We start from the raw sequence: 25,067 nt of genomic DNA on the forward strand, positions 1-25,067 counted from the left end.
CAATGAAGCTCGCAGTAGTTGGTGGCGGGTCCACCTACACCCCTGAACTGATCGACGGCTTCGCCCGGTTGCGGGACACGCTGCCGGTCGAGGAGCTGGTGCTCGTCGACCCGGCGGCCGACCGGCTGGAGCTGGTCGGCGGCCTGGCGCGGCGGATCTTCGCCAAGCAGGACCACGCCGGGAAGATCACCACGACCACCGACCTGGACGCGGGTGTGGCCGGCGCCGACGCGGTCCTCCTCCAGCTGCGCGTCGGCGGACAGGCCGCGCGGAACCAGGACGAGACGTGGCCGCTGGAGTGCGGCTGCGTTGGCCAGGAGACCACCGGCGCCGGCGGCCTCGCCAAGGCGCTGCGGACCGTGCCGGTCGTCCTGGACATCGCCGAGCGGGTGCGCCGCACCAACCCGGACGCCTGGATCATCGACTTCACCAACCCGGTCGGCATCGTCACCCGGGCCCTGCTCCAGGCCGGGCACAAGGCGGTCGGCCTGTGCAACGTGGCGATCGGCTTCCAGCGCAAGTTCGCCCGGCTGCTGGACGTGAACCCCTCCGAGGTCCACCTGGACCATGTGGGGCTCAACCACCTCACCTGGGAGCTGGGCGTGCGCCTGGGCGGCCCGGACGGCGAGAACGTGCTGCCGAGGCTGCTCGCCGAGCACGGCGACGCGATCGCCGACGACCTGCACATGCCCCGTCAGATCGTGGACCGGCTCGGCGTCGTCCCCTCGTACTACCTGCGCTACTTCTACGCCCATGACGAGGTCGTACGGGAGCTCGGCACCAAGCCGTCCCGGGCCGCCGAGGTCGCGGCGATGGAGAAGGAGCTGCTGGCGATGTACGGCGACCCGGCGCTGGATACGAAGCCCGAGCTGCTCGCCAAGCGCGGCGGCGCGTTCTACTCGGAGGCGGCGGTGGACCTCGCGGCCTCCCTGCTGGGCGGCGGGGGCTCGCCGGTCCAGGTGGTGAACACGTACAACAAGGGGACGCTGCCGTTCCTCCCGGACGACGCGGTCATCGAGGTGCAGGCGCGGGTCGGCCACGACGGTGCGACCCCGCTGGCCGTCCCGGCGCTGGACCCGCTGTACGCCGGTCTGATCGCCCACGTCACGGCGTACGAGGACCTCGCCCTGGAAGCCGCGCTGCGCGGTGGCCGGGACCGGGTCTTCAAGGCGCTGCTCTCCCACCCGCTGATCGGCCAGTACGAGTACGCCGAGCAGCTCACCGACCGGCTGATCGCGCACAACCGGGAGCACCTCGCGTGGGCGTGAGCGTCTCGGTCGTCGCCATCGACGCGGGCAACAGCAAGACCGATGTGGCGTTGATCGGTGCGGAGGGCACGGTCCTTGCCACCGCCCGGGGCGGGGGCTTCCAGCCACCGCTGGTGGGCGTCGACTCCGCGATCGACGTCCTGGGGTCGGTCCTGGAACGGGCGGTGGCCGCACTGCCGGACCCGGCGGGCGTGGAACTGCCGTCCGCACCCGGCTCGTTCGGGCATATATCCGCCTGTCTCGCCAACGCCGATCTGCCGGTCGAGGAGGCCGAGCTGGCGCGGGCGCTGGAGGCCCGCGGCTGGGGCACCTCGGTCCAGGTGCGGAACGACACCTTCGCGATCCTGCGCGCGGGGGTGGACGAGCCCCGGGGCGTCGCGGTGGTCTGCGGGGCCGGGATCAACTGCGTGGGCATGGTGCCCGACGGGCGGACCGCCCGCTTCCCCGCGCTCGGGCGGATATCCGGTGACTGGGGCGGCGGTGCGGGGCTGGCGGAGGAGGCGCTGTGGTTCGCCGCCCGCGCCGAGGACGGGCGCGGTGAGCCGACCGAGCTGGCCCGCGCGCTGCCGGACCACTTCGGCCTCGACTCCATGTACGCGCTGATCGAGGCCCTGCACCGGGGCGCGGTGCCGCTGACCCGGCGGCACGAGCTGACGCCGGTGCTGTTCGCCACGGCGGCCGCCGGGGACCCGGTGGCGGTCGCGCTGGTGGAGCGGCTGGCCGAGGAGGTGGTGTCGATGGCGTCGGTGGCGCTCACCCGGCTCGGGCTGCTGGAGGAGAAGGCTCCGGTGCTGCTGGGCGGCAGCGTGCTGGCCGCGCGCCATCCGCAGCTGAACGACCGGATCGCCGAACTGCTGACGGTACGGGCCCCGAAGGCCGAGGTTCGGGTGGTGTCCGAGCCGCCGGTGCTGGGGGCGGCGCTGCTGGGCCTGGACGTCACGGGAGCGGCGCCGGAGGTCCACCGGCGGCTGCGGGCGCAGTACGCCTGATCTCCCGGAAGGCCCGGACGGGGGGGTGTCCTGTCGCGTTCAACGCGGCGGGGCACCCCCCCCCCGTTCGGGGGAACGCGGGAGGGCGGGGGAACCGATCGGGCGCCCCACACGTGTACCTGATGGGGAGTCCGGAACGCGTGGGGACGGCTGGACGGTCGGGGAGGCTCGGGACGGATCCGGAGCGGTGCGAAGGGGCAGGTGGGAGTGCCGCTTCGCTTATGGGGATGTTTCAGGGCACGTTGCTCCGATCGCCTTGATCGGCCGCGTCCGCCCTGATCGAATGCGTTGACCGGTTCGGGATCCAGGCGTTCGTGATGTGCGTGCCCGTCCCCGCGGCCATACTTCTGGCCGGGCACCGGCCCCGATCGCCCGGGGCCCGGGGACCGTCAGTGACCGAGGGGGAGGTCGAGTGACACAGCTGCCGCAGGGCGGCCCGCAGACGCGGCGCCCGCCCGATCAGGCGCCCGCGCCCACCGGCCTGCCCGCACAACGGCGGAGCACCTGGGCCGTGCGGACCCGTCGGCTGCGCGCCGTGGCGACGACCGAGCCCGGCCGCCTCCAGATCATCGGGGCCGTGCTGGCGCTGCTGGTCGCGGCGTTCGGAGCGGTGACCGCCCTGGAGATCTCGCACCGGGCCTCCGCCGCCGACGACGTGGTGGGGCGCAGCCAGCCGCTCAGCGCGGACGCGGCGGACATCTACCGCTCGCTGGCCGACGCGGACACGATGGCGGCCAGCGGCTTCCTCGCGGGGGCGCAGGAGCCGAAGGCCGTGCAGGACCAGTACCGCACGGACATCGAGGAAGCGGCCCGGCTGCTGGTGAAGGCGTCGGCGAACACCGACTCCTCGACCAGTTCCGCGCAGGAGATCACCACCCTCAACGAGCTGCTGCCCGTCTACACCGGTCTGATCGAGCGGGCCCGCGCCAACAACCGGCAGGGCCTGCCGCTGGGCGGTGCCTATCTCCGGTACGCCAACCAGAAGATGAGCGCCGAGCTGCTGCCGGCCGCCGAGCGGCTGTACGCGGCGGAGACGGGCCGACTCGACCGGGACGCCGCCGACGCCCGGCAGTGGCCCTTCCTCTCGCTCGCCGCCGGACTCATCGTGCTGGTTGCGCTGGTGTGGATGCAGCGCCGCAACTACCGCCGCACCAACCGGGTGTTCAACCACGGGCTGCTGGTGGCGACGGCCGCCGCCTCGGTGGTGCTGCTCTGGCTGGCGGTGGGGCACACGGTGGCCCGCACCGAGCTGCGGTCGGCGATGGTGCACGGCCAGGAGTCACTCGACGTGCTCAACAACGCGCGGATCAACTCCCTGAAGGCGCGCGCCAACGAGAACCTCACCCTGGTGGCGCGCGGCGCCGTGCTGACCGCCGACGGTTCGGCCGACCAGTACGAGACGGACTACATCGCGGGCATGAAGGCCCTCCAGGCGCAGCTGAAGCAGGCCGAGCGGCTCGCGGACGACGAGAGCGGCAGCACCCCGGTGGCCAAGGCCGCCAAGAGCGTCACCGAGTGGCAGGAGCGCCACCGCAAGGCGCGCGCCACGGACGACCAGGGCGACTACGACGGCGCGCTGGTCCAGATCATCGGGGCGAAGGACTCCACGGGCCAGTCCTTCCAGCAGGTCGACACCGCGCTGCGGACGGCGCTCGCCCATGAGCAGGGCGAGTTCACCGCGGCCGCCGAGGACGGGCGAGGGGCTCTGCGGGGCCTGCCGACAGGAGCCGCCGCACTGGCGGTGCTGGGAGCGGTCGCCGCGATCCTCGGGGTCAACCGCAGGCTCTCGGAGTACCGGTGAGAGGGGCAGCGATGACCAGGTCGAGGACGTCGGCGAGGCGCCGCCCCGCGCGGAGCGCGCTGCGCGGCTGGGGCGGGGTGACGGCGATGGCGGTGGCGTGCGTGATCACCGCCGCGCTGACCCTGCTGCCGCTCTCCTGGCACAGCGGGCGGGCCGCGGAGGCGGAGACGGCGGGCGCCGGTGTGACGGCGACCGTGCCGGTGCGGGCCGAGGCGTGCACCGATCCGGAGGCGAGCCTGCCGCCCTCGTCAGCGGACGGCCCGGGCATCGCGAAGATCAAGGCGCGCGGGAAGCTGGTCGCGGGCGTCGACCAGAACAGCTACCGCTGGGGCTACCGCAACCCGTACAGCGGTGAGCTCGAAGGGTTCGACATCGACCTCGTGCGGGCGCTGGCCAAGGACATCCTGGGCGACCCGAACGCGGTGATCTTCCGGACCATCCCCACCAACCAGCGCATCGCCGCCCTGGAGCGGGACCGGGTCGACGTCATCGTGCGGACGATGACCATCAACTGCAAGCGGCTGGAGCAGGTGTCCTTCTCCACCGCCTATTTCCGGACCGGGCAGCAGATCCTGGCCCCCAAGGACTCCCCCATCACGGGGTACGACGCCTCGCTGAAGGGCAAGCGGGTCTGCTCCGGCGAGGGCACCACCGCGTACGAGGCGTTGGAGAAGGAGTCGTACGGGGCGATATTCAAGGACGAGTTCGACGGCACCGAGCGGGACCGGGACCAGCTGACCGTCCCCAACCAGCTGGACTGCCTGGTCCGGCTCCAGCTCGGCGAGGTCGACGCCGTCCTCACGGACAACGCGCTGGGCGCCGGGCAGGCGGCGCAGGACCCGGCGGTGGCCCTCAAGGGGGCGGGGCCGTTCACCACCGAGTTCTACGGCGTCGCGGCGAAGAAGGGGGCCGACGATCTGGTGGCCCGGGTCAACAAGGTCCTGGTCGACTACCGGGCGGGTGGGAAGGACAGCGCCTGGATGGTGTCGTACCGCAAGTGGCTGGCGGCCGGGCTGCCCGGCATCACGGCGCCGCCGGCCCCGAAGTACCGCAGCGAGTGAACCCGGCGCGCCGCAACGCGTACGTGCCTCAGGGGACGTGTGCCGGAGCGGACGCGTACGTACCGGAGCAACTGACCCCGTCCGGGCCCACCGGCCCGGCGGCGAGAGCGGAGAGGTGATCTATGGGCGTCGCGGGATCCTTCCCCAGCTTCGCGGGGAGGCCCCCCGGCCCGGTCATGGACCGGGACGAGGCGGACCGTGCGCTGGCCCGGCTCGGCGCGGAGCACGAGGCCATCGAGACCTCGCTCCTGGCCTTGCAGGACCATGCGGGCCGCCGCCTGCTGGAGGGCGCCGAGCTGACCGGCGTCACCCGGGAGCGCTGGGCCGGGACCGAGCAGTCGATCACGCTGCTGTGGGGGTATTTCGACGCCTACGCGGGCGCGCTGGAGGAGGCCCGGGACATACGGGCCCGCCGCCGCCACCCCAGCCGGGAGGACCTGGCCGCCCTGACCGAGCTGCTGCGCGGCGAGGCGGTCACCGTGGCCAACTCCGGTGCGGTGCCGCCCTCCTCGGTGACGGGACCGGCCCGGCTGTCGGAGCGGTTCTCGCTCCAGGAGCTGGTGGCCCGGATGAACGAGCTGTACGCCAGGTCGCTGGACATGGTCGTCGCCTCGGACTCCGTCTGGTCGGCGCTGCCCGCCCGGATCGATCTGCTCGCCGCCGAGCTGCACCGCACCCGTTCGCTGGCCCACTCGGTCGGGGTGCGGCCCGGTGAGCACCCGGCCGGGGACGACCTGGAGGAGATCACCGAGGAGCTCACCACGCTGCGCGTGCAGGTGATCTCCGACCCGCTGGCGTTCTGGCTGCCGGGCCCCGGCAGCGCCGCGCCCGGCGGTGGCCGCCCGGACACCTCCCGCTACGACCGGGCGGCCCGCGCCCTGGAGGACGTACGGCGGGAGATCGAAGCGGTGCTCGCGGTGCGGCAGGACGCCGAGGCGCGGCTGATGCGGCTGCGGGACGTGCTCTCACGGGCCGACCGCACGCTGACCGAGGCGCGGGCGGCGCGCGGCGAGGTGCTGGCCAAGATCGCCGCCTCGGAGGTGCCCGCCGTCAGCGGTCCGGCGACCGCCCTCCAGGAGCGGCTGGACATCGCCGCCGAGTACCGCAGGCGCGCCCAGTGGAACCGGCTCTCCCCGCTCCTGGAGTCGCTGGAGCAGGAGGCCGAGGAGGAGCTGCTGCGCGCCCGGGAGTCGCTGACCTCGGTGACGGCCCCGCTGGCGGTCCGCGCCGAGCTGCGCGGCCGACTCGACGCGTACAAGGCGAAGGTGGCCCGGCACGGTCTGGCGGAGGACCCGCTGCTGATCGAGAGGTACGACGCGGCCCGCCGGATGCTGTGGAGCGCGCCCTGCGATCTGCGGGTGGCCGAGCAGAACGTGCTGCGCTACCAGCAGGCGGTGGCCGAGCTGCTGACACCGCGTCCGCCCGAGGGTCCCGGGGACCGGCGGGACGACGGCGGGCAGGGCGGCCAGGGGGATCAGGGGGAGACACGATGAGTACGCAGTGCCAGCGCCCGGCGTGCGAGGGTGCCTACGAGGACATGGGCGGCGGTGAGCTGTTCTGCGACACCTGCGGTCTGGCCCCGGTCGTCTCGCCGACGGGCATGCTCAGTTCGCCGCCCACCGGGATCGCGGGCGGCGGCCGGGCCAGTGGCCGTTCCAGCGACCGCACCAGCTCTTCCCAGCGCTCCTCCTCGGGTGCCTCCGCGCGCTCCTCGTCGCGTTCGTCGACCTCGTCGCGTTCGTCGACCTCGCGGCGTTCGGTGTCGGGGCGGCTGTCGCGCTCGCTCTCCGGCTCCTCCACCTCCCGTTCGGTCTCGGTGCGCTCCTCGGGCTCGTCGGCCGCCTCCTCCACCCGGGGTCGGCTCGGCGTCGGCCTGGTGCAGGTCCCGGACGTGCCCCGGCCAGACCCGCGCACGGCGGTGATGGAGAACCCGGAGGTGCCCGAGCGCAAGCGATTCTGCTCCCGCTCGGACTGCGGGGCCCCGGTGGGGCGTTCACGTGGTGAGCGGCCGGGCCGCACGGAGGGGTTCTGCACCAAGTGCGGCCACCCCTACTCCTTCGTGCCGAAGCTGACCGGCGGCGACATCGTGCACGGCCAGTACGAGGTGGTGGGGTGCCTGGCGCACGGCGGGCTCGGCTGGGTCTACCTCGCGGTGGACCGGGCCGTCTCGGACCGCTGGGTGGTCCTCAAGGGACTGCTGGACACCGGCGACCAGGACGCGATGGCGGCGGCCATCTCCGAGCGCCGCTTCCTCGCCGAGATCGAGCACGCCAACATCGTCCGGATCTACAACTTCGTGGAGCACCTGGACCAGCGGACCGGCTCACTCGACGGATACATCGTCATGGAGTACGTCGGCGGCAAGGCGCTCAAGGAGATCGCCAACCAGCGCCGCACCCCCTCCGGCCAGCGCGACCCGCTCCCGGTGGAGCAGGCCTGCGCGTACGGGATCGAGGCGCTGGAGGCGCTCGGCCATCTGCACAGCCGGAACCTGCTCTACTGCGACTTCAAGGTCGACAACGCGATCCAGACCGAGGACCAGCTCAAACTGATCGACATGGGCGCGGTCCGCCGGATGGACGACGACGAGTCCGCGATCTACGGCACCGTCGGCTACCAGGCCCCCGAGATCGCCGAGGTCGGCCCGTCGGTCGCCTCCGACCTTTACACGGTGGCGCGGACGCTGGCGGTCCTCACCTTCGACTTCCAGGGGTACACGAGCATCTTCGTGGACTCGCTCCCGGACCCCGACCACATCGAGGTGTTGCGCACCTACGAGTCCTTCTACCGTCTCCTGGTCCGGGCCACCGACCCGGACCCGGCCCGGCGGTTCGCCTCCGCCTCAGAGATGGCCGAGCAGCTGACGGGGGTGCTGCGCGAGGTAGTGGCGCTCCAGACGGGCCGGCCGAGACCGGCGCTGTCGACGCTGTTCGGTCCGGAACTGCGGGTGACGGACACGGAGTTGTTCGCCGAGCAGGTGGACGACGTGTCCCGGCTGGGCGCCCGGGCGGCGTCCTCGGGGCGCGGCGGGCGCTTCGGCCGCCGGAAGGGCGGTACGGGTCCGCTGCCCGCCATTCCGGCGCAGGGTGGTGGCGTGCCGGTGGCTCCGGGGGCCGTGACTTCTGCGGTCGCGGGGGCACTGCCGATGGGCGGGCAGCCGTCCGGCCCGGGGCGGGCGCGGGGCCTGCTTCGGGGGCGGCTCCGCTGACGGCTGCGGCGACCCATGTGCGGGGTGGTGCGAGCACCGGTTCGCAGACGGCCCCGACCGCTGGTCCGCAGGGCGCCCGGAGCACGGGTGCGTACGCCGGTCCGCAGAGTGGTGGCCCGGCAGCGGCGTACGCACCACCCGCGCACGCCCCCGCGTCGGTGCCCGCGCCCCGGGAGGCCGTATCCGCCGAGCGGCCGGACCCGACCGGCCCGTACGGCGCGCTCGGGACGACCGCCGGGGACGTACGGCTGGCCCTCTTCGACGCGCGGGGCACCGCCCTGGCGCTGCCGGTCCCCCGGGTGGACGCGAACGACCCGAACGCCGGGTTTCTCGCCGGGCTGATGGCCTCCGCCCCCGCCGAGCTGATCTCGGCCCTGCGGATGGTGCCCGCGGCCTCGCTGGAGACCCGGCTGCGGGAGCTGCGGGCCCGGCTGGAGATGCGCGAACAGGACTCCGCCGCCGCTGCGTTGACCGAGCTGGAGGCCCGGCACCCGGACGACTGGCGGGTCGTCTGGTACCGGGGCATCGCCTCGCTGGTGACCGGGGACCACGAGGTCGCGGCGCTCTCCTTCGACGCGGTGTACGACGCGTTCCCCGGGGAGCCCGCGCCCAAGCTGGCGCTGGGGATCTGCGCGGAGGTGCTGGGCCAGCTGGACAACGCCGCCGAGTACTACCGCCTGGTGTGGGCGACCGATCCGAGCTTCGTGAGCGCGGCGTTCGGCCTGGCCCGGGTGCAGATCGCCGCCGGGGACCGGGCGGGGGCGGCACACACCCTGGAGTCGGTGCCGGAGGCGTCGATCCACTACACGGCGGCCCGGGTCGCAGCCGTACGCGCACGGCTGCGCGAGCGGGACCCCGCCGAGCCCCTGCTGACCGACCTGACGGCCGCCGCCGTCCAGGTGTCGGCCCTGACCGGGTTCGGCCTGGACCCGGTGCGCCGCGAACAGTTGACGACCGAGGTACTGGGCAAGGCGCTGGACTGGGTACTCTCCGGTAGTCCCGGCGCCCCGCCGCCGGGCGGATCGCCGGCCGGACCTCCGGACACCCGGAGGCTGCTCGACGCCGGACTGGACGAGCGGGGGCTGCGGTCGGGCCTGGAACGCTCGTACCGCATGCTCGCCCGGCTCGCCCAGCGGGGCGACGAGAGGATCGAACTGGTGGAGCGGGCCAACCGTTTCCGCCCCCGGACGTGGGTGTGAAGATGTCAGAGAGCCACCAGCAGCCCGCCCTGGCGAGGTGTCCCGGCTGCGAGGAACCGCCGGCGTCCGGCGACCTGTTCTGCGGTGCGTGCGGCTACGACCTCACGGCCGTACCGTCCCGCCCGGACGACCGCCCGACGACGGCGATCACGGTGCCCCCGGCGGGGCCGTCGGGCGCCGCCGTGCCGCCTGCGGGCCCACCCGGGTCCGCTGCGCCACCTGCGCCCGTCGTACCACCGGCGGCTCCGCCCGGGCCTGCCCTGTCCTCTGCGGCTCAGCCCGCCCATGCCGTCCCGCCTGCGGCCCCGGCCCCGTCTTCCGTACCGCCTGCGGGCCCGCCCGCGACTGCCGTATCCCCACCGGCCCCACCGGCGTCCGCCGTCCCGCCTGCGACTCAGCCCTCGCCTGCCGCGCCCCCAGCCGCCCCGCCGACGCCGCTCGCCGCGCCCGACGCACCCGCGGCGCCGGTGGCGGCCGTGGAGTGGCCGGCCGCCCCTTCGACGGACAGCTCCGACGTGCCCGCGCCGGTGGTCCGGCCGACGGACCTGCCCGGCACGGACTCGGGCGGCACGCCGCTGCCGACGACGCCTCCGGCGCACGAGGGCGGGCACGCGACGCCCCCGGGACGCCCTGACGTGCAGGCGGCGACGCCTCCGGTGGGCCACGACGGGCAGACCCCGGCACCGCCGGTGCGCCACGACGACGGGACCGCGAGTCCGGGGGGCCACGGTGACCGGGCGGCGTCTGCGGGGCCGACCGCTCCGGAGCCCGCCGGTACGCCCGCTGCGGGGCCCGCCACCGCACCCACCGCGTCCCCGCCCGCCGAATCCCCCGACGGCTCCGGCGACTTCGCGCTCGCCGCGCCCGATCCCCGTACGGCGGAGCCCACGCCGACGCCCGCCGCCGGGACGAAGGTCTGTGTGGCCTGCCGGTCCGGCCGGGTCGACCCCGACGGGTACTGCGAGAACTGCGGGCACGCCCAGCCCCGCGAGCGCGACCACATGGAGCAGGAGCTCGGCTCGGTGGCCGCCGTCAGTGACCGGGGCCTGCGCCACCACCGTAACGAGGACTCCTTCGCGGTCTCCTCGACCGCGCTGCCGAACGGATCGCCCGCCGTCGTCGCGATCGTCTGCGACGGCGTCTCCTCGGCGAGCCGGCCCGACGAGGCGTCGGCCGCCGCCGCGAGCGCCGCCAACGAGGCGCTGCTGGAGTCCCTGCCGCGCGGCACCCACCCGCAGCAGGCCATGCACGAGGCGATCGTCGCCGCGTCGGAGGCGGTGAACGCACTGGCCCAGGACCCGCCCGGATCGGCGGAGCACGAGGCCCACCGCCATCAGAACGCCCCGGCCTGCACCCTGGTCGGCGCGATCATGGCAGGCGGTCTGCTGGTCGTCGGCTGGGTCGGCGACAGCCGGGTCTACTGGGTGCCGGACGACCGGACGAGCCCACCCGCCCGGCTCACCGAGGACGACTCCTGGGCCGCGCAGATGGTGGCGGCGGGCCTGATGAACGAGGCGGAGGCGTACGCGGACGAGCGCGCCCACGCCATCACCGGCTGGCTCGGCGCCGACTCCTACGAACTGGAGCCGCACACCGCGTCGTTCAAGCCGGACCGCCCCGGCCTGGTGGTGGTCTGCACGGACGGCCTGTGGAACTACGCGGAATCCGCCGAGGAGATGGCCGCCGCCGTGCCTCCCGAGGCCCACCAGCGCCCGCTGCACGGCGCCCAGGTGCTCGTCGGGCACGCACTCGACGGCGGGGGCCACGACAACGTAACAGTGGCGCTGCTGCCGTTCGCCGTGGAGCCGCAAGGGGCAGGATCGGCCTGCACCACCGTTTGAGCCGCAGGGGGCAGACCAGATGGCCAACTTCTCGAAGTCGAACGTGCCGCAGTTCTCCGTCGAGGTGTACCAGAACGCGTTCCTGCCGGAGGGCGGACGCGAGGTGAACGCGATCGTCACCGTCACCTCGACCGGCGGCGGCACCACCGGCGGCATCCCGCTGCCCGGCGCGACGGCCTCACCCGGACACATACCCGGGTACGGGTCCGGGCCGGGGCAGGGGGCGAGCGCCGCGGTGGTGCTGATGGTCGACTGTTCCGGTTCGATGGACTACCCGCCCACCAAGATGCGCAACGCACGCGACGCGACGGCCGCCGCCATCGACACGCTGCGCGACGGCACGCGGTTCGCGGTGGTCGCCGGTACGCATGTGGCCAAGGACGTCTACCCGGGCAACGGGCGGCTCGCGGTCGCCGACGCGCAGACGAAGGCCCAGGCGAAGGAGGCCCTGCGGAGGCTGAGCGCGGGCGGCGGGACCGCGATCGGTACCTGGCTGCGGCTGGCCGACCGGCTGCTGGGCGCCGCCGACGTGGACATCCGGCACGGCATCCTGCTGACCGACGGCCGCAACGAGCACGAGGCGCCCGAGGACCTGCGGGCCGCGCTGGACTCCTGCGCGGGCCGGTTCACCTGTGACGCCCGGGGCGTCGGCACCGACTGGGAGGTGAAGGAGGTCACCTCCATCGCCTCCGCCCTGCTGGGCACCGCCGACATCGTCGCCGACCCCGCAGGTCTCGCCGCCGACTTCACGCAGATGATGGAGAACGCGATGGGCAAGGAGGTCGCGGACGTGGCGCTGCGGCTCTGGACGCCCGTCGGGGTGGAGATCCGGTTCGTGAAGCAGGTGGCGCCCACGGTCGAGGACCTGACCGGCCGGCGTACGGAGGCGGGCCCCCGTGCCGGGGACTACCCGACCGGTTCCTGGGGCGACGAGTCCCGCGACTACCACGTCTGCGTGCTGGTCCCCGAGGCCGGGATCGGCCAGGAGATGCTGGCGGCCCGGGTCTCGCTGATCCTGCCCGACCCCTCGGGCGCGGGGGCCCCGCAGGTGCTCTCGCAGGGGCTCGTACGGGCGGTGTGGACGGACGACATGGTGGCGTCGACCTCGATCAATCCGCAGGTCGCGCACTACACAGGCCAGGCGGAACTGGCACAGGTCATCCAGCAGGGGCTGGACGCCCGCAAGTCGGGCGACTTCGACGGTGCGACGGCGAAACTGGGCCGTGCGGTGCAACTGGCATCGGCGTCCGGGAACCAGGACACTGCGAAACTGCTTTCGAAGGTGGTCGACGTGGTCGATGCGGCGACCGGTACTGTGCGACTGAAAGCGAAGGTCGCGGAAGCGGACGAGATGACCCTCGAAACGCGCTCCACCAAGACAGTTCGCGTCAAGAAGTAGCAGCACTCGGTGGCCGAACGGTCACGACCGATCGAGAGCATGACGGCCCCCGGGCCGGACGAGGAGAGGGGGAAGCGCCGACATGCCGACCTGCCCGAACGGACACCAGTCGGGTTCCGAGGACTGGTGCGAGGTCTGCGGACACCGCATGACCGGAACGGGCGCCCCCGCCGGCGCCGTCCCCCCGCCGCCTCCGCCGCCCCCCGCGCCCGGTTACGGCTACCCGCCGCCCGCCGGCAACGACGGCGGACCGCCGACGATGCAGGCGGAGCTCTGCCCGCAGTGCCGCACGCCGCGCGAGGCGAGTGCGCCGTACTGCGAGGAGTGCCGCTGGAACTTCCTCACCAACACGGCGACCTCGTACACGCCGCTGGCTCCGCAGCCCGGCGTGTCCAGCGGCCCGCCGCCCGGTCTCAACCTGCCGCCGGGCTTCCTGGCCCAGCAGAGTCCCGGTGGGCAGGGCGGCCAGGGTGGTCAGGCCGGCCCCGGCGGACAGAGCGGCCCCGGCGGCGCGCCTCAGCATTCCCAGCCGCCGTCGCAGTCCCAGCAGCACGACCCGTTCGAGTTCCAGGCTTCGCGGCCCTCCCAGATGAACCGTCCCGCCGAGCCGCTCAACCCGGAGCAGACGGGGCACGACGACCGGTCCGGTCACACCGGCCAGGACGAGCGCGGTGGTCGGGGCGGCCAGGGCGGTCCTCCGCCGAGCGCGTTCCCGCAGGGACCGCCGCCTCCGCCGGTCTTCCAGCAGCAGCCGCCCTCGCGCCAGCAGCAGTCGGCACCCTCGCCGTTCGAGCCCCAGCAGTCCTCACCGTTCGCGCCGCCCCAGCAGCAGTCCCCCCACGGCGGTGGCGGTGGCGACGACTGGGTGCTGCCGCCGCCCTCCCAGGCACAACAGCCGCCCCAGGCGTTCCAGCAGCAGGCCCCGTACCAGGGCCAGCAGGGCGGCCATCCGGACCAGCGTCAGGGCAACCAGGGCTACGACCGCGACCAGGGCTACGGCCAGGACCAGGGCTACGACCGGGGCGGCCAGCAGCACGGCCGGCAGAGCCAGGGTCAGCAGGGCCAGAGCCAGGATCCGGACCAGGGCTACGGTCAGCTCCCCGGCCAGGGGCAGCCGCAGCAGCCCACCGCCACCACCTGGACCGCCGTCATCGCGCCGGACCGCGACTACTTCCTGGCGATGATGCAGCGCAGCGGCCCCGAGGCGACCGGGCTGAACCTGCCCGCGTACTCCCCCGAACAGCGCCTGCCGCTCACCGGGAGCCAGGTCACCATCGGCCGCCGCCGGCACAGCACGGGTGAGTCCCCGGACATCGACCTGTCGGTGCCGCCGGAGGACCCGGGCGTCTCCCACCAGCACGCGGTGCTCGTGCAGCAGCCCGACGGCGGGTGGTCCGTGGTCGACCAGAAGTCCACGAACGGCACCACGCTCAACGGCGCCGAGGACCCGATCCAGCCGTATGTCCCCGTCTCCCTCCAGGACGGCGACCAGGTGCACGTCGGGGCCTGGACGACGATCACGATCCGCCGGGAGTAGGGCGGGCCTCTCGGTTCGGATCAGGCCGGCTCGCAGCCCTCGCCTGGCCCCTGGCCAAGTGTTCTCACCCGGCCAGGGGCCAGGTGTACGGCCCCTCCGGGTCGTCCAGCCAGGCCCACTGCCGGCCGTCCGCGACCGTGACGCCGTACCTCTCCCGCTGCGGGCTCTCCTCGCGCTCCCAGAGGGAGAGGGCCTCGCGCGGGTCGAGGCTGCCCGCCGTCAGGGTCAGCAGGAACCGGAACAGCTCATCCCCCATCGCGCGCCTCGGCACTCCGCCGGGGCGCGCGACCGGTTCGGACTGCGGTGCGCCCCCGCGCAGAGGTACGAAGTACGCCGGAGTGTGCAGGAAGTGCCCCTCGGCGCGTGGACCGTGCGCCGTCGTGCGTACGTCCAGCGAGACGAGCCCGGTCGCGACCGGGGCCAGGATGCGCGCCCCCGGGGTGCACTGTTCCGGCCAGGCGGGCGGTACGGCGGGCAGCGTGCAGGTGGCGATGATCCGGTCGTACGGGGCTCGCTGCGGGCAGCCCCGGGCCCCGTCGCCGGTGATGACCGTGGGGCGGTATCCGGCGGCGGCGAGATGGCTGCGGGCCGCGTCCGTGATCTCCGGGTCCAGATCGACGCTGGTCACCGCCGTGTCGCCGAGCCGGTGGGAGAGCAGCGCCGCGTTGTAGCCGGGGCCGGTGCCGATCTCCAGGACGGTGTGCCCGTCCCGTACGTCGAGGGCGTCCAGCATCAGGGCCATCAGCGAGGGCTGGCTGGAGGACGAGATGAGCACCCCGTCCCGCATCCGGGTGGCCAGCGCCTCGTCCCCGTACACTCCGCGCGCCCAGCGCCGGCGTCGTACGGGATCGGGGTCCTCGCCCCAGAGCCGCTCGTGACCCCGGCCGCCGCGCACGTAGTAGTACGGCACGAAGAGGTGGCGTTCCACCTCCTCGAAGGCCGCCCGCCAGGCGGGGTCGGTGAGCCCGCCCTGCGCGACGATGTCCCGCACCAGGGCGTGGTGCGCCTGCTCGGCCTCAGGATCGGTAGCGATCTCCGGCTCGGTCTCGGACGGGACTTCGCGGTGTGCGCCCATGTCTCCACTGTCCTGCGGCGGGACGGCGGGGGCGACTGCGGGCGGCAGCGGCGGACCGGGCGGGTGGGTGGGTGGGGGCGGTGGTCCCGGCCATTGGTCCTAGGACCCCTGACCTCGGCCGGTGCGTCTGCGACCATGGACGGGTGACAGAGATTCCGCGCGACACGCTTCAGGAGCAGACCTTTTACGAGCAGGTCGGCGGCGAGGAGACCTTCCGGCGCCTGGTCCACCGGTTCTACGAGGGGGTCGCGGACGACGAGCTGCTGCGGCCGATGTACCCGGAGGAGGACCTGGGACCGGCCGAGGAGCGCTTCGCCCTGTTCCTGATGCAGTACTGGGGCGGCCCGCGCACCTACAGCGACCACCGAGGCCACCCGAGGCTGCGGATGCGGCACGCCCCCTTCCGGGTGGACCGGGCGGCCCATGACGCGTGGCTGTCCCATATGCGGGTGGCGCTGGACGAGCTGGGGCTCGCGCCCGAGCACGAGAAGCAGCTGTGGGACTACCTGACGTACGCGGCGGCCTCAATGGTCAACACGGCCGGCTGACGGCGCCGGCCGGCGGCTCAGCGCAAGGCGAGCGGCCCCGCGGGCTCAGCGGTGGTCGACGGAGAGGGCCAGCGCGCCCAGCCCGCCGACGGGGTCGCGGCGGAGGGCGACCGAGCCGAACGGGGTCCGCAGCCGCAGCCAGCCGCCCGCGGCGAGGAGCGAGACGGGGAAGCCGGGGTCGGCGCGGAGGAAGCCGAGGGACTGGGCGGCGTGGACCGCGCGCAGCGGGAGTTCGGTGGCGCCGACGGGCCGGGACCAGATCTCCCGGCCGATCCGGTCGCGTTCGGCGCGGGTACGCAGCTCCTCGGGCAGCGCCTCGTCCCGCGTACGGAATTCGGCGACGGCCGCGTGGAGGCCGGTGCGCAGGGCGTCGGGCCGGGGCAGCCCGGCCTGTTCCCGCCAGGGCCCCCGGGGCGGCAGGACACCGGTCCAGGGCGGCCCGGTGACGGGAGCGGGCAAGGCGCCGCCCCGCTGACCGGCACCCTCCCCGGAGAGATCCCCCGGCCCCTTGCCCGAGGCATCTTCCGGACCCTGGCCCTCCCCGGAGACGTCGAGGGACTCCAGCAGCTCGCCGGCCGACACCGTGACGTCCAGCGTCTCGGGGCGGGCCAGGCGGGCCGCACGGATGGCGAGGACCTCGAAGGAGGGCGGGCGGCCGAACACGGCCAGTGCGTCGCCGCCGCCCGCCTGCAACCGGACCGCGGCGGCCCGGTCGTAGTGGAGCAGCCGGCCGAGGAAGGCGGCGAGATCCGCCGCCTCCCTCGCGTCGGCGAACAGCAGCGACTGCACAGGCACCGTCATGCCGCGGCGGGCTCCTCTGCCAGGTACTTCTGGAGGAAGAGCTTCTCCTCGGCGGAGATCCGCCGGGGCCGCTCCTCGGCCAGGTTGTACGGGACGACGACGGTCGAGGCCCGTACGTACACCTGATCGGGGTCCTTGATCTCGTAGGCGATCGTCAGCGACGCGGCGCCTATCTTCGTGACCCACGACTCGACGGTGACCGGCTCGTGCCGGTGCACCAGCGGTCGTACGTAGTCGATCTCGTGCCGGGCCACGACGGACCCGCCCGAGAACGACGGCGAGCCGTCCCCCGGCGCCAGCCGGAACATGAAGTCGATGCGCGCCTCCTCCAGGTAGCGGAGGAAGACCACGTTGTTCACGTGGCCGAAGGCATCCATGTCCGACCAGCGCAGGGGGCAGCTGTAGAGGTGACGGGCCAAGACGATCAGCCTCGCGTGAGCTTCTTGTACGTGGCGCGGTGCGGGCGGGCCGCGTCCGCGCCGAGACGCTCGACCTTGTTCTTCTCGTACGACTCGAAGTTGCCCTCGAACCAGTACCACTTGGAGTCACCCTCGTAGGCGAGGATGTGGGTGGCGACGCGGTCCAGGAACCAGCGGTCGTGGGAGATGACCACTGCGGCGCCCGGGAACTCCAGCAGCGCGTTCTCCAGCGAGGAGAGCGTCTCGACGTCCAGGTCGTTGGTGGGCTCGTCGAGGAGCAGCAGGTTGCCGCCCTCCTTGAGCGTCAGCGCCAGGTTGAGGCGGTTGCGCTCACCACCGGAGAGGACACCGGCCGGCTTCTGCTGGTCCGGGCCCTTGAAGCCGAACGCGGAGACGTAGGCGCGGGACGGCATCTCGACCTGGCCGACGTTGATGTAGTCCAGCTCGTCCGAGACGACGGCCCAGAGGGTCTTCTTCGGGTCGATGTTGGCGCGGGACTGGTCGACGTAGGAGATCTTGACCGTGTCGCCGATCTTGACAGAGCCGCTGTCCGGCGTCTCCAGACCCTGGATCATCTTGAACAGCGTGGTCTTGCCCGCGCCGTTGGGGCCGATGACACCGACGATGCCGTTACGGGGCAGCGTGAAGGACAGGTCGTCGATGAGGACCTTGTCGCCGAAGGCCTTCGAGAGGTTCTCGACCTCGACGACGATGGAACCGAGGCGCGGGCCCGGCGGGATCTGGATCTCCTCGAAGTCCAGCTTCCGCATCTTGTCGGCCTCGGCCGCCATCTCCTCGTACCGGGCGAGACGGGCCTTGGACTTGGTCTGGCGCCCCTTGGCGTTGGACCGCACCCACTCCAGCTCTTCCTTGAGCCGCTTCTGGCGCTTCTCGTCCTTGCGGCCCTCGACCTTGAGGCGCGCGGCCTTCTTGTCGAGGTACGTGGAGTAGTTGCCCTCGTACGGGATTGCGCGGCCGCGGTCCAGCTCCAGGATCCACTCGGCGACGTTGTTCAGGAAGTACCGGTCGTGGGTGACGGCCACGACGGCACCCGAGTACTTCGAGAGGTGCTGCTCCAGCCAGTTCACCGACTCGGCGTCGAGGTGGTTGGTGGGCTCGTCGAGGAGGAGCAGGTCCGGGGCCTCGATGAGGAGCTTGCAGAGCGCCACGCGGCGCTTCTCGCCACCGGAGAGGTTGGTGACCGGCCAGTCGCCGGGCGGGCAGCCCAGGGCGTCCATGGCCTGCTCCAGCTGGGCGTCCAGGTCCCACGCGTTGGCGTGGTCCAGGTCCTCCTGGAGCTTGCCCATCTCCTCCATCAGCGCGTCGGAGTAGTCGGTCGCCATGAGCTCGGCGACCTCGTTGAAGCGCTTGAGCTTGCCCATGATCTCGGCCGCGCCGTCCTGGACGTTCTCCAGCACGGTCTTGCTCTCGTCGAGCTTCGGCTCCTGCATGAGGATGCCGACGCTGAACCCCGGCGACAGGAACGCGTCACCGTTGGACGGCTGCTCCAGGCCCGCCATGATCTTCAGCACCGTGGACTTACCGGCACCGTTGGGCCCCACGACACCGATCTTGGCGCCGGGCAGGAAGTTCAAGGTGACGTCATCAAGGATCACCTTGTCGCCGTGCGCCTTGCGCGTCTTGCGCATGGTGTAGATGAACTCAGCCAAGAGAAACCGTCCGGCAGCAATAGAGGTGTGGGCAGATACACCCCATCTTGCCTGACGTCCATCCCCGGACGGAAACCCGTCCGGGGATCGGCCGCCCCCCGCTGCTCACGGCCGCAGCCCGTAACCGCTCGGCCAACTACTCAGCGTGCTGCTGTGCTTCCTTGCGGCGCATGACGAGCAGGGCGGCGCCGCCGATGACGAGGAAGCCGACGGCGAGGGCGGCGATCATCGAGGTGGTGCTGGAGCCGCCGGTCTCGGCGAGGTCGCCCTCCAGGCCGGAGGTGGTGGTGCCGGTCGAGGCGGGGACCGACTGGCGGGCGCTCTGGGTGTCCACTCCGGTGTCGGCGTCGCCCTGCTGGTCCCTCTCGGCGGCGATGGCGCTGCCGCTGGTGGCGCAGTCCAGTACGCCGGTGAAGCTCTTCCGGAGGCCGCCGGGGCCGGTGATGGTGAAGTCGTACGGCTGGTCCTCGGCGACCGGGATCGTCACCGTCTCGGTGGCTCCGGCGGCCACCGTGTGCTCGTAGCCCCCGAGCTCGAAGGTGAAGGGCTCGTCCCCCTGGTTGGCCGCGGTGATGTCCACGCCGCCGGCCGCGCAGTTCTTACGGGCGGTCAGCGCGGGGGCGGCGCCCGTCTCGGCCCAGGTGGCGGTGGCCCGGGCGGAGACCGTGGACCCGCTGGAGCCGGCCAGGATCTGGGTCTGGGTGCGGGTGGTCCCGGCGAAGGCGCGGCCGACCGGTACGGAGGTGGTGGTCTGGACGCTCAGCGAGGCGGAGCCGTCGGTGGAGCCCTTGGGCACGTCGAAGTAGAGGCGGGCGCCGTCGGTGGCGGAGGTGACGGGCTCGCCCTTCTCGTCGGTCACCGTGATCCCGCTCGCCGCCGCGTCCACCGGGGGTGACACGGAGACCAGGTCCGCGTCCGTACGGACGGTCACCGGGCCCAGCCGGTCCCCCGCCCGGCCGGAGACCGCGGCGGGCTCCAGCGTCAGGGATGCCCGGGGCTCGGCGACGTTGCGTGCGCTCCTGTGCAGCCAGTCGGCGAGCTTCTCGGCCTGCTTGTCCGACGCGGTGACATCGGCGTCGTCCGAGTAGCGCCAGATGGCGACCTGGGTGCCCGCGGCGGCGGTCCGCTCGCTGAGGGGCCCCGTGCCCGCCGCCTCGGCCAGTGCGGCGAGGTCGTCGACCTGGGGGTAGGAGTGCTGGAGGATCCACCGGATCTTCCCGGCGTTCCTGTTGGCGCCGAGGGAGGTCTCGGCCCACGGGGTCTCCAGGTACTTCGCCTGGTCCTGGGTGGGGTTGTGGAGGTCGATGCAGTACGTCTTGAGCTTGCCGCCGCCGTCCACGGTCATCTCGAAGAGCCCGGCGGGCAGCTCCTGCGTCCGGTCGGGGGCGCCGTTCTCGCCCGGCAGGCGGAGCACGGCACTGTCGAAGGTCTTCAGCCCGTCCAGCACCGCCGACGCGCCGCCCTGGTGCCGGCCCGGGTCGTCGGCGGCCGCCGTGCCCGTACCGGCGAGGGTGGCCGCCGCGACGAGACCGGAGAGCAGCAGCGCGGTCACCGGCCGGAGGAAGACGCGCCCGCGCCCTCTCCGCCCGGTCTCCCCGGTGCGCGCCCCCCTGCCGGTCTCCCCGGTGCGCGCCGCTCCGCCGTGAAGGGCGTGCACCGCCTTCGCGTCGGACGGCGAAGCGGACACTGAAGACGCAGAAAACACAGAATTCCCCTCCGGGCGAGACCCTCGCGCATGGTGCGCGTGTGGGGAATGCCCCGCCAGCAGACTCAAGTGACCCATGAGCTCTGGGAATCCTAAGGACCGGGCGAACGGCAATCCCCCGTACCGCCCCCGGCCAACCATTCCGAATCGGAATCGTTATCGCCGGGACCACCCCTCCGACCAGCACTTTCAGGACACAGCGACCCTTTCGGGAGTTCGCTCGGCCAGAGCCTGTGACGCGGCGGAACCGTCTTCCGACTCTCCGTCAGCTCCGTTCCGTACGGATGCCGTCAGCGCCGGTTCGGTCCGGACGACGCGGCGGAAGGCGGCGGTACCCCGGCTCAGATCGTGTCCGACCGCGACCGCCTCGACGTCGACGAACGTCCTTCGCCCGCCTTCCCTTTCCTCTTCCCGCACCTTCAACCGGCCGTGCACCACCAGGGGTTCACCGATCCCGACCGAACCGGCCAGGTTCGAGGCCAGCGTCCGCCAGGCCCACACCGTGTAGAAGCTGGTGGGGCCGTCCGTCCACAGCTGGGTCTCGCGGTCCCGGCGCCTCGGGGTCACGGCGAAGCGGAATCGCGCCATTCCCCCGGTGGCCGTCTCGCGGAAGTCCACCGCCGTGGCGGCGTTTCCCACCAGCGTCACCATCGTCTCGTTCATTTCCCGCCCCGTTTCAGTCGTCCTGTTGTTCCGCCCACCCGTGTATGGCTTCACCGGTGGGCCGACTTCATGGTGGACGCCGGAGACGAAACGCGCCGGAGCCTGTGGACTACTGGCCGGTTGTGGAAAACTCCGTCACCGCCGCGTACCGCTCGCGCACCTCCCGGTAGCGCACCAGCTCCGCCGAGACCGGGTCCAGGACCCTGGCCCGGCCGCACCCGGCGGCCGCCTCGCGCAGCCGTCGTTCGGCGTCCTGCCCGTAGCGCCGGGCGGGGCCGCGGATCGCCGCCGCACAGGACCACTCCACCAGCGGCCCGCCGACGACTCCGGCCAGCATGATCAGGGCGGGGGTGACGAGCCCCGGCTCCAGGATCCCGACGATCTGGCCGAGCAGCCACAGGCCGCCGAAGACCTGGAGCAGGGTCATGGAGACCTGGGCCAGCACCGCGGCGGGCCACCACTTCGGCCGGGGCGGCTTGGCCGGCCGCCCGCCGAGCGCCGGACCCGTGGCCGGGCCCCGGCCGACACCCCCCGACCCACCCGCCCCCCTGCCCGACGCCTTCCCCGCGTCCTTGGAGGAGCCGCCGCCCGCGGCCGCCAGCTCGTCCAGCGCCTCCGGCAGCCCCTTCGCCCCGTTGAACGCCGCCTCGCGCACCGCCTGGGCCCAGGGGGCGGGCAGCCCACCGGCGGCGTCGTCCGCGACGGTCCGGACCGCCTGTTCCACACGCTGCCGGGCCGTCAGCTCCTCCTCCGGCGGGGCGAGCGCCTGGCCCATCCGGTCCAGGCTGCCCGGCAGCCCCCGGGACTCGTACCAGCGCCACAGCCGCAGCCACGGCGTCCCGCACGCCCGGCCCGCGTTCCTGCGCCACTCCCGCTCGGCGGCCTGCCCGGCGGCTGCCGCCCCGACCGCCTCGGCCAACCGGTCGGTGAACTCCTCCCGGGCCCGCTCCCCCAGCCCCGGCCGCCCCTCCGCCACGTACACGGGACGCAGCCTCGTCGCCGCCGCGTCCACGTCGGCGGAGAGCCGGCGGGTGGCCGCCGTACGGTCCTGGACGAACCGGCCGACCATCTCCCGCAGTTCGGGCACCCCGTCGCCGGTGAGGGCGGAGAGGGACATGACGGTGGCGCCGGGTTCGCCGTGCTCGCCGAGCGCCATGCCGTCCTCGTCGAGGAGGCGGCGCAGGTCGTCCAGGACGAGGTCGGCGGCCTCGCCGGGCAGCCGGTCGATCTGGTTGAGGACGACGAAGGTGACCTCCGCGTGCCCGGCGAGCGGGCGCAGGTAGCGCTCGTGCAGGGCGGCGTCGGCGTACTTCTCCGGGTCGACGACCCAGATCACCGCGTCGACCAGCGCAAGCACCCGGTCCACCTGGTCCCGGTGGGCCGTCGCGGCGGAGTCGTGGTCGGGCAGGTCGACCAGGACGAGCCCCTGGAGCGCCTCGTCGAAGGCGGCGGGCCCGGGGTGCGGCCTGCGGCGGAGCCGGCCGGGGATGGCGAGGCGGTCGAGGAGTCCGGCGGCCCCGTCGGTCCAGCTGCACGCGATGGGCTGGGAGGTGGTGGGGCGGCGCAGCCCGGTGTCGGAGATCTGGGCCCCGGCGAGGGCGTTGAACAGGGTCGATTTGCCGCTCCCGGTGGCCCCCGCGATGGCGACGACCGTGTGCCGGGAGGAGAGCCGCTGCCGGGCCGCCGCCTCGTCCAGCACGCGCCCCGCCTCGGCGAGGGTGTCCCGGTCGAGGCGGGCGCGGGAGAGTCCGACGAGCTCGCGCAGGGCGTCGAGGCGGGTGGGGAGGGGGCCGCCGGAGGGCCCGTACGCCTCGACCTGCGGCCGTACGTCGTCGCCCTCGGGAGCGGAGTCGGTGGATCCCGCGGGATCGGCGGAGCCGTCAGCCGTACGGGAATCACCGGTTCCGGAACCGCCGAAGCCGCCGGGGCCTGATCCGAAACCGGAACTGCCGGTTCCCGAGCCGCCAAGGCCGCCGGAGCCGGAACCGGCATCACCATCCCGGGCGCCGGCCGCCGCGGCGCGCCGCGCGATGAGCCCGTCGTCCCAGCGCCCGGCGCCCTCCTTCACCGGAGCTTCTGAAGCCTCCTCCTTCCGCTCGCCGGGGGCCGTCGTGCCGTTGCCCTGGTCCTCGTCCGTGACGGCAGTCATCGCTGCCACCTCTCCTTCTGCATGACGGAAAGCGCGGCGATCAGTTCGGCCTGCGGTTCGGGGGCGATGTCGAGGGCGTCCAGCGGGGCGAGCCTGCGGTCGCGTTCACCGCCGAGCACCTGGTCCAGATAGGTCGTCAGGAGTTGGCCGCCCTTGTCACGCAGGCGCAGCGCGCCCTGGGCGCCGATGCGTTCGGCGAGCTGCTCCCCCGCCGCACGGGCCCGCCGCCCGCCGAGCAGGGCCGCCGCGAGGAGGGCGGCGACGGTCTCCGGGTCGGGTGCCACGCTGCGTTCGAGCTGGCGCACCTCTTCCTCGGCGAGCTCCTCCACGACCCGCCGCCACCGCCGTACGGCCACGGCGATCCGGCCTTCGATGTCCTCGGCGGGCCCCCACCCCCCGGACTCCCGCCCGGCGCCCTCGAACCGGAAGACCCCGGCGGCGGGCTCACGGCTCCACCGCGTACGGATCTGGTCGTCGGCGGCGGAGACGGCGCACTGGAGGAGGGCGATCAGGCTGTCCACCAGGGCTTCGAGGAGTTCGCCGGGTGCGCTGTAGAGGGGGTAGCCCCGCCACCGGGTCCGCGCGTCCCCGGAGAGGACCGCCCCGCTCTGGAGCCTGCGCCGGATCCGGTCGGCCTCCTTGGCGTACGCCTCCTCGACGACACCGGTGAGCCGTACGGACGCCGCGTACTGCCCTGCCACGGCCGACGCCAGCCCGGGCATCCGCACGTTGAGCGATTCGATGAGCCCGGAGGCCGTACGCCCCACCGCCTGCTGCCGGGCGGCGGGGTCCTGGGCCCGGTGGGTGAGCCAGGCGCGCAGCGGGGCGACGGCGGTGGTGGGGAGCAGCCCGCTGCCGCCGCCCGCGGACTCGGGGAGTTCGGGGATGGTGAAGCGGGGTACGTCCCCGAGCCCGGCGCGGGTCAGGAGCGCCGCGTACTGCCGGGAGACCTCGGCGATCACCTGGTGGGGCACCCGGTCGAGGACGGTGACGAGGGCGGCGTCGTACTCCTTCGCGGTACGCAGCAGATGCCACGGGACCGCGTCGGCGTAGCGGGACGCCGTGGTGACCATCACCCAGACGTCGGCGGCGCAGATGAGTTCGGCGGCCAGGACCCGGTTGCGTACGACGAGGGAGTCGATGTCGGGGGCGTCGAGGATCGCGAGCCCGCGGGGCAGGCTGACGGCGGTCTCCACCCGCAGCACGTTCGCGTCGTCGTCCGCGCCCGGCGCCAGGTCGTCGAGGCCGTCGGGGTCCCGGGCCTGACCCGGTGGCAGCCAGACACGGGTGAGCTGCGGCAGCACCCGTACGCCGGCGAACCAGTGGTGGTCATCGGGGTGACAGACCAGCACCGGGGTACGGGTGGTGGGCCGCAGCACCCCTGCCTCGCTGACCCGGCACCCCACGAGCGAGTTGACCAGGGTGGACTTCCCGGCCCCGGTGGAACCGCCGATCACGGCGAGCAGCGGGGCCTCGGGATCCTTCAGGCGCGGCAGGAGGTAGTCGTCGAGTTGCGCGAGGAGTTCGACCCTCGTCTGCCGGGCGCGTTCGGCCCCCGGCAGCGGGAGTGGAAGACGCACGGCGGCGACACGGTCGCGCAGGGCGGAAAGTGCGTCGATGAGCTGAGGCCGTACGTCCATGGTCACCACATGCGAAGAATGCCCAATTTTGGCGCCTTTTTGAAGCGTATAGGCCCCTCTGCGCGGCGGTTCCACCCTCTGGACAGCACCAGGA

At 73.4% G+C, this 25,067-nt stretch carries 17 protein-coding genes and 1 pseudogene; 10 read left to right on the plus strand and 8 right to left on the minus strand.

The features are described from left to right. Window positions 1–2: 2 nt before the first annotated feature. The 9 genes and pseudogenes from D6270_RS10540 to D6270_RS10580 all read left to right on the plus strand — a co-directional run bounded on the left by D6270_RS10540 (window position 3) and on the right by D6270_RS10580 (window position 14,303). Complete coding sequence (locus tag D6270_RS10540; protein ID WP_109165649.1) at window positions 3–1,268, plus strand: 6-phospho-beta-glucosidase; 1,266 nt, start codon at window positions 3–5, stop codon at window positions 1,266–1,268. Beyond that, window positions 1,259–2,257: an N-acetylglucosamine kinase gene (locus tag D6270_RS10545; RefSeq protein WP_109165648.1), complete on the plus strand. Its 999-nt coding sequence runs from the start codon at window positions 1,259–1,261 to the stop codon at window positions 2,255–2,257. Before D6270_RS10540 ends, D6270_RS10545 begins: the two co-directional genes overlap by 10 nt. A 412-nt stretch (window positions 2,258–2,669) precedes the next feature. After that, entirely contained in the window at window positions 2,670–4,058 is a 1,389-nt protein-coding gene (locus tag D6270_RS10550) for a GlnX family signal transduction membrane protein (RefSeq protein WP_109165647.1), read from the plus strand. Window positions 4,059–4,069: 11 nt separating this feature from the next. After that, complete coding sequence (locus D6270_RS10555) at window positions 4,070–5,119, plus strand: glutamate ABC transporter substrate-binding protein (protein ID WP_109165646.1); 1,050 nt, start codon at window positions 4,070–4,072, stop codon at window positions 5,117–5,119. A gap of 122 nt (window positions 5,120–5,241) precedes the next feature. Then, window positions 5,242–6,612 (plus strand): hypothetical protein, encoded by a 1,371-nt coding sequence (locus D6270_RS10560; RefSeq protein ID WP_109165645.1) that lies wholly within the window; start codon window positions 5,242–5,244, stop codon window positions 6,610–6,612. Beyond that, window positions 6,609–9,526: pseudogene (locus D6270_RS10565) on the plus strand (tetratricopeptide repeat protein). The gene D6270_RS10560 and the pseudogene D6270_RS10565 overlap by 4 nt, the downstream one beginning before the upstream one ends. A gap of 467 nt (window positions 9,527–9,993) precedes the next feature. Next, window positions 9,994–11,367, plus strand: a complete 1,374-nt coding sequence (locus tag D6270_RS10570) for a PP2C family protein-serine/threonine phosphatase (RefSeq protein ID WP_413251915.1) — start codon at window positions 9,994–9,996, stop codon at window positions 11,365–11,367. A gap of 19 nt (window positions 11,368–11,386) precedes the next feature. Further along, complete coding sequence (locus D6270_RS10575; protein WP_109165643.1) at window positions 11,387–12,766, plus strand: vWA domain-containing protein; 1,380 nt, start codon at window positions 11,387–11,389, stop codon at window positions 12,764–12,766. A gap of 82 nt (window positions 12,767–12,848) precedes the next feature. Beyond that, on the plus strand, window positions 12,849–14,303 hold the full coding sequence (locus tag D6270_RS10580) for an FHA domain-containing protein (RefSeq protein ID WP_109165642.1): 1,455 nt from the start codon (window positions 12,849–12,851) through the stop codon (window positions 14,301–14,303). A 64-nt stretch (window positions 14,304–14,367) separates the two neighbouring features. Here the strand turns inward: D6270_RS10580 and D6270_RS10585 are convergent, their stop codons facing one another. Beyond that, window positions 14,368–15,378: a methyltransferase domain-containing protein gene (locus tag D6270_RS10585; RefSeq protein WP_109165641.1), complete on the minus strand. Its 1,011-nt coding sequence runs from the start codon at window positions 15,376–15,378 to the stop codon at window positions 14,368–14,370. Window positions 15,379–15,521: 143 nt separating this feature from the next. Between D6270_RS10585 and D6270_RS10590 the strand changes: the two genes are divergently transcribed. Next, on the plus strand, window positions 15,522–15,926 hold the full coding sequence (locus tag D6270_RS10590; RefSeq protein WP_109165640.1) for a globin: 405 nt from the start codon (window positions 15,522–15,524) through the stop codon (window positions 15,924–15,926). Between the two features lie 45 nt (window positions 15,927–15,971). Here D6270_RS10590 and D6270_RS10595 read toward each other — a convergent pair whose 3' ends face one another. The 7 genes from D6270_RS10595 to D6270_RS10625 all read right to left on the minus strand — a co-directional run bounded on the left by D6270_RS10595 (window position 15,972) and on the right by D6270_RS10625 (window position 24,973). Next, entirely contained in the window at window positions 15,972–16,727 is a 756-nt protein-coding gene (locus D6270_RS10595; protein WP_109165639.1) for a DUF8010 domain-containing protein, read from the minus strand. Beyond that, complete coding sequence (locus tag D6270_RS10600; RefSeq protein ID WP_109165638.1) at window positions 16,724–17,146, minus strand: acyl-CoA thioesterase; 423 nt, start codon at window positions 17,144–17,146, stop codon at window positions 16,724–16,726. The genes D6270_RS10595 and D6270_RS10600 overlap by 4 nt, the downstream gene beginning before the upstream one ends. Before the next feature lie 5 nt (window positions 17,147–17,151). Beyond that, on the minus strand, window positions 17,152–18,816 hold the full coding sequence (gene ettA / locus D6270_RS10605; protein ID WP_109165637.1) for an energy-dependent translational throttle protein EttA: 1,665 nt from the start codon (window positions 18,814–18,816) through the stop codon (window positions 17,152–17,154). A gap of 136 nt (window positions 18,817–18,952) precedes the next feature. After that, window positions 18,953–20,521 (minus strand): Cys-Gln thioester bond-forming surface protein, encoded by a 1,569-nt coding sequence (locus D6270_RS10610; RefSeq protein ID WP_376201372.1) that lies wholly within the window; start codon window positions 20,519–20,521, stop codon window positions 18,953–18,955. 189 nt (window positions 20,522–20,710) lie between these two features. Next, on the minus strand, window positions 20,711–21,184 hold the full coding sequence (locus D6270_RS10615) for a single-stranded DNA-binding protein (protein ID WP_109165635.1): 474 nt from the start codon (window positions 21,182–21,184) through the stop codon (window positions 20,711–20,713). A 109-nt stretch (window positions 21,185–21,293) separates the two neighbouring features. After that, window positions 21,294–23,333, minus strand: coding sequence for a YfjP family GTPase (locus tag D6270_RS10620; RefSeq protein WP_109165634.1), 2,040 nt, complete (start codon window positions 23,331–23,333; stop codon window positions 21,294–21,296). Further along, window positions 23,330–24,973, minus strand: a complete 1,644-nt coding sequence (locus D6270_RS10625) for a dynamin family protein (RefSeq protein ID WP_109165633.1) — start codon at window positions 24,971–24,973, stop codon at window positions 23,330–23,332. Before D6270_RS10625 ends, D6270_RS10620 begins: the two co-directional genes overlap by 4 nt. Between the last annotated feature and the right edge of the window lie 94 nt (window positions 24,974–25,067).

The organism is Streptomyces griseus subsp. griseus, from assembly GCF_003610995.1.
Taxonomy (GTDB): Bacteria; Actinomycetota; Actinomycetes; order Streptomycetales; family Streptomycetaceae; genus Streptomyces.

Excerpts from the sequence above, each read along its gene's own strand:
- D6270_RS10555 (WP_109165646.1), top strand. The coding sequence starts at position 4,070 with ATGACCAGGTCGAGGACGTCGGCGAGGCGCCGCCCCGCGCGGAGCGCG.
- D6270_RS10625 (WP_109165633.1), bottom strand. The coding sequence starts at position 24,973 with ATGGACGTACGGCCTCAGCTCATCGACGCACTTTCCGCCCTGCGCGAC.
- D6270_RS10595 (WP_109165639.1), bottom strand. The coding sequence starts at position 16,727 with ATGACGGTGCCTGTGCAGTCGCTGCTGTTCGCCGACGCGAGGGAGGCG.
- D6270_RS10615 (WP_109165635.1), bottom strand. The coding sequence starts at position 21,184 with ATGAACGAGACGATGGTGACGCTGGTGGGAAACGCCGCCACGGCGGTG.
- D6270_RS10575 (WP_109165643.1), top strand. The coding sequence starts at position 11,387 with ATGGCCAACTTCTCGAAGTCGAACGTGCCGCAGTTCTCCGTCGAGGTG.
- D6270_RS10540 (WP_109165649.1), top strand. The coding sequence starts at position 3 with ATGAAGCTCGCAGTAGTTGGTGGCGGGTCCACCTACACCCCTGAACTG.
- D6270_RS10585 (WP_109165641.1), bottom strand. The coding sequence starts at position 15,378 with ATGGGCGCACACCGCGAAGTCCCGTCCGAGACCGAGCCGGAGATCGCT.
- D6270_RS10620 (WP_109165634.1), bottom strand. The coding sequence starts at position 23,333 with ATGACTGCCGTCACGGACGAGGACCAGGGCAACGGCACGACGGCCCCC.
- D6270_RS10560 (WP_109165645.1), top strand. The coding sequence starts at position 5,242 with ATGGGCGTCGCGGGATCCTTCCCCAGCTTCGCGGGGAGGCCCCCCGGC.
- D6270_RS10580 (WP_109165642.1), top strand. The coding sequence starts at position 12,849 with ATGCCGACCTGCCCGAACGGACACCAGTCGGGTTCCGAGGACTGGTGC.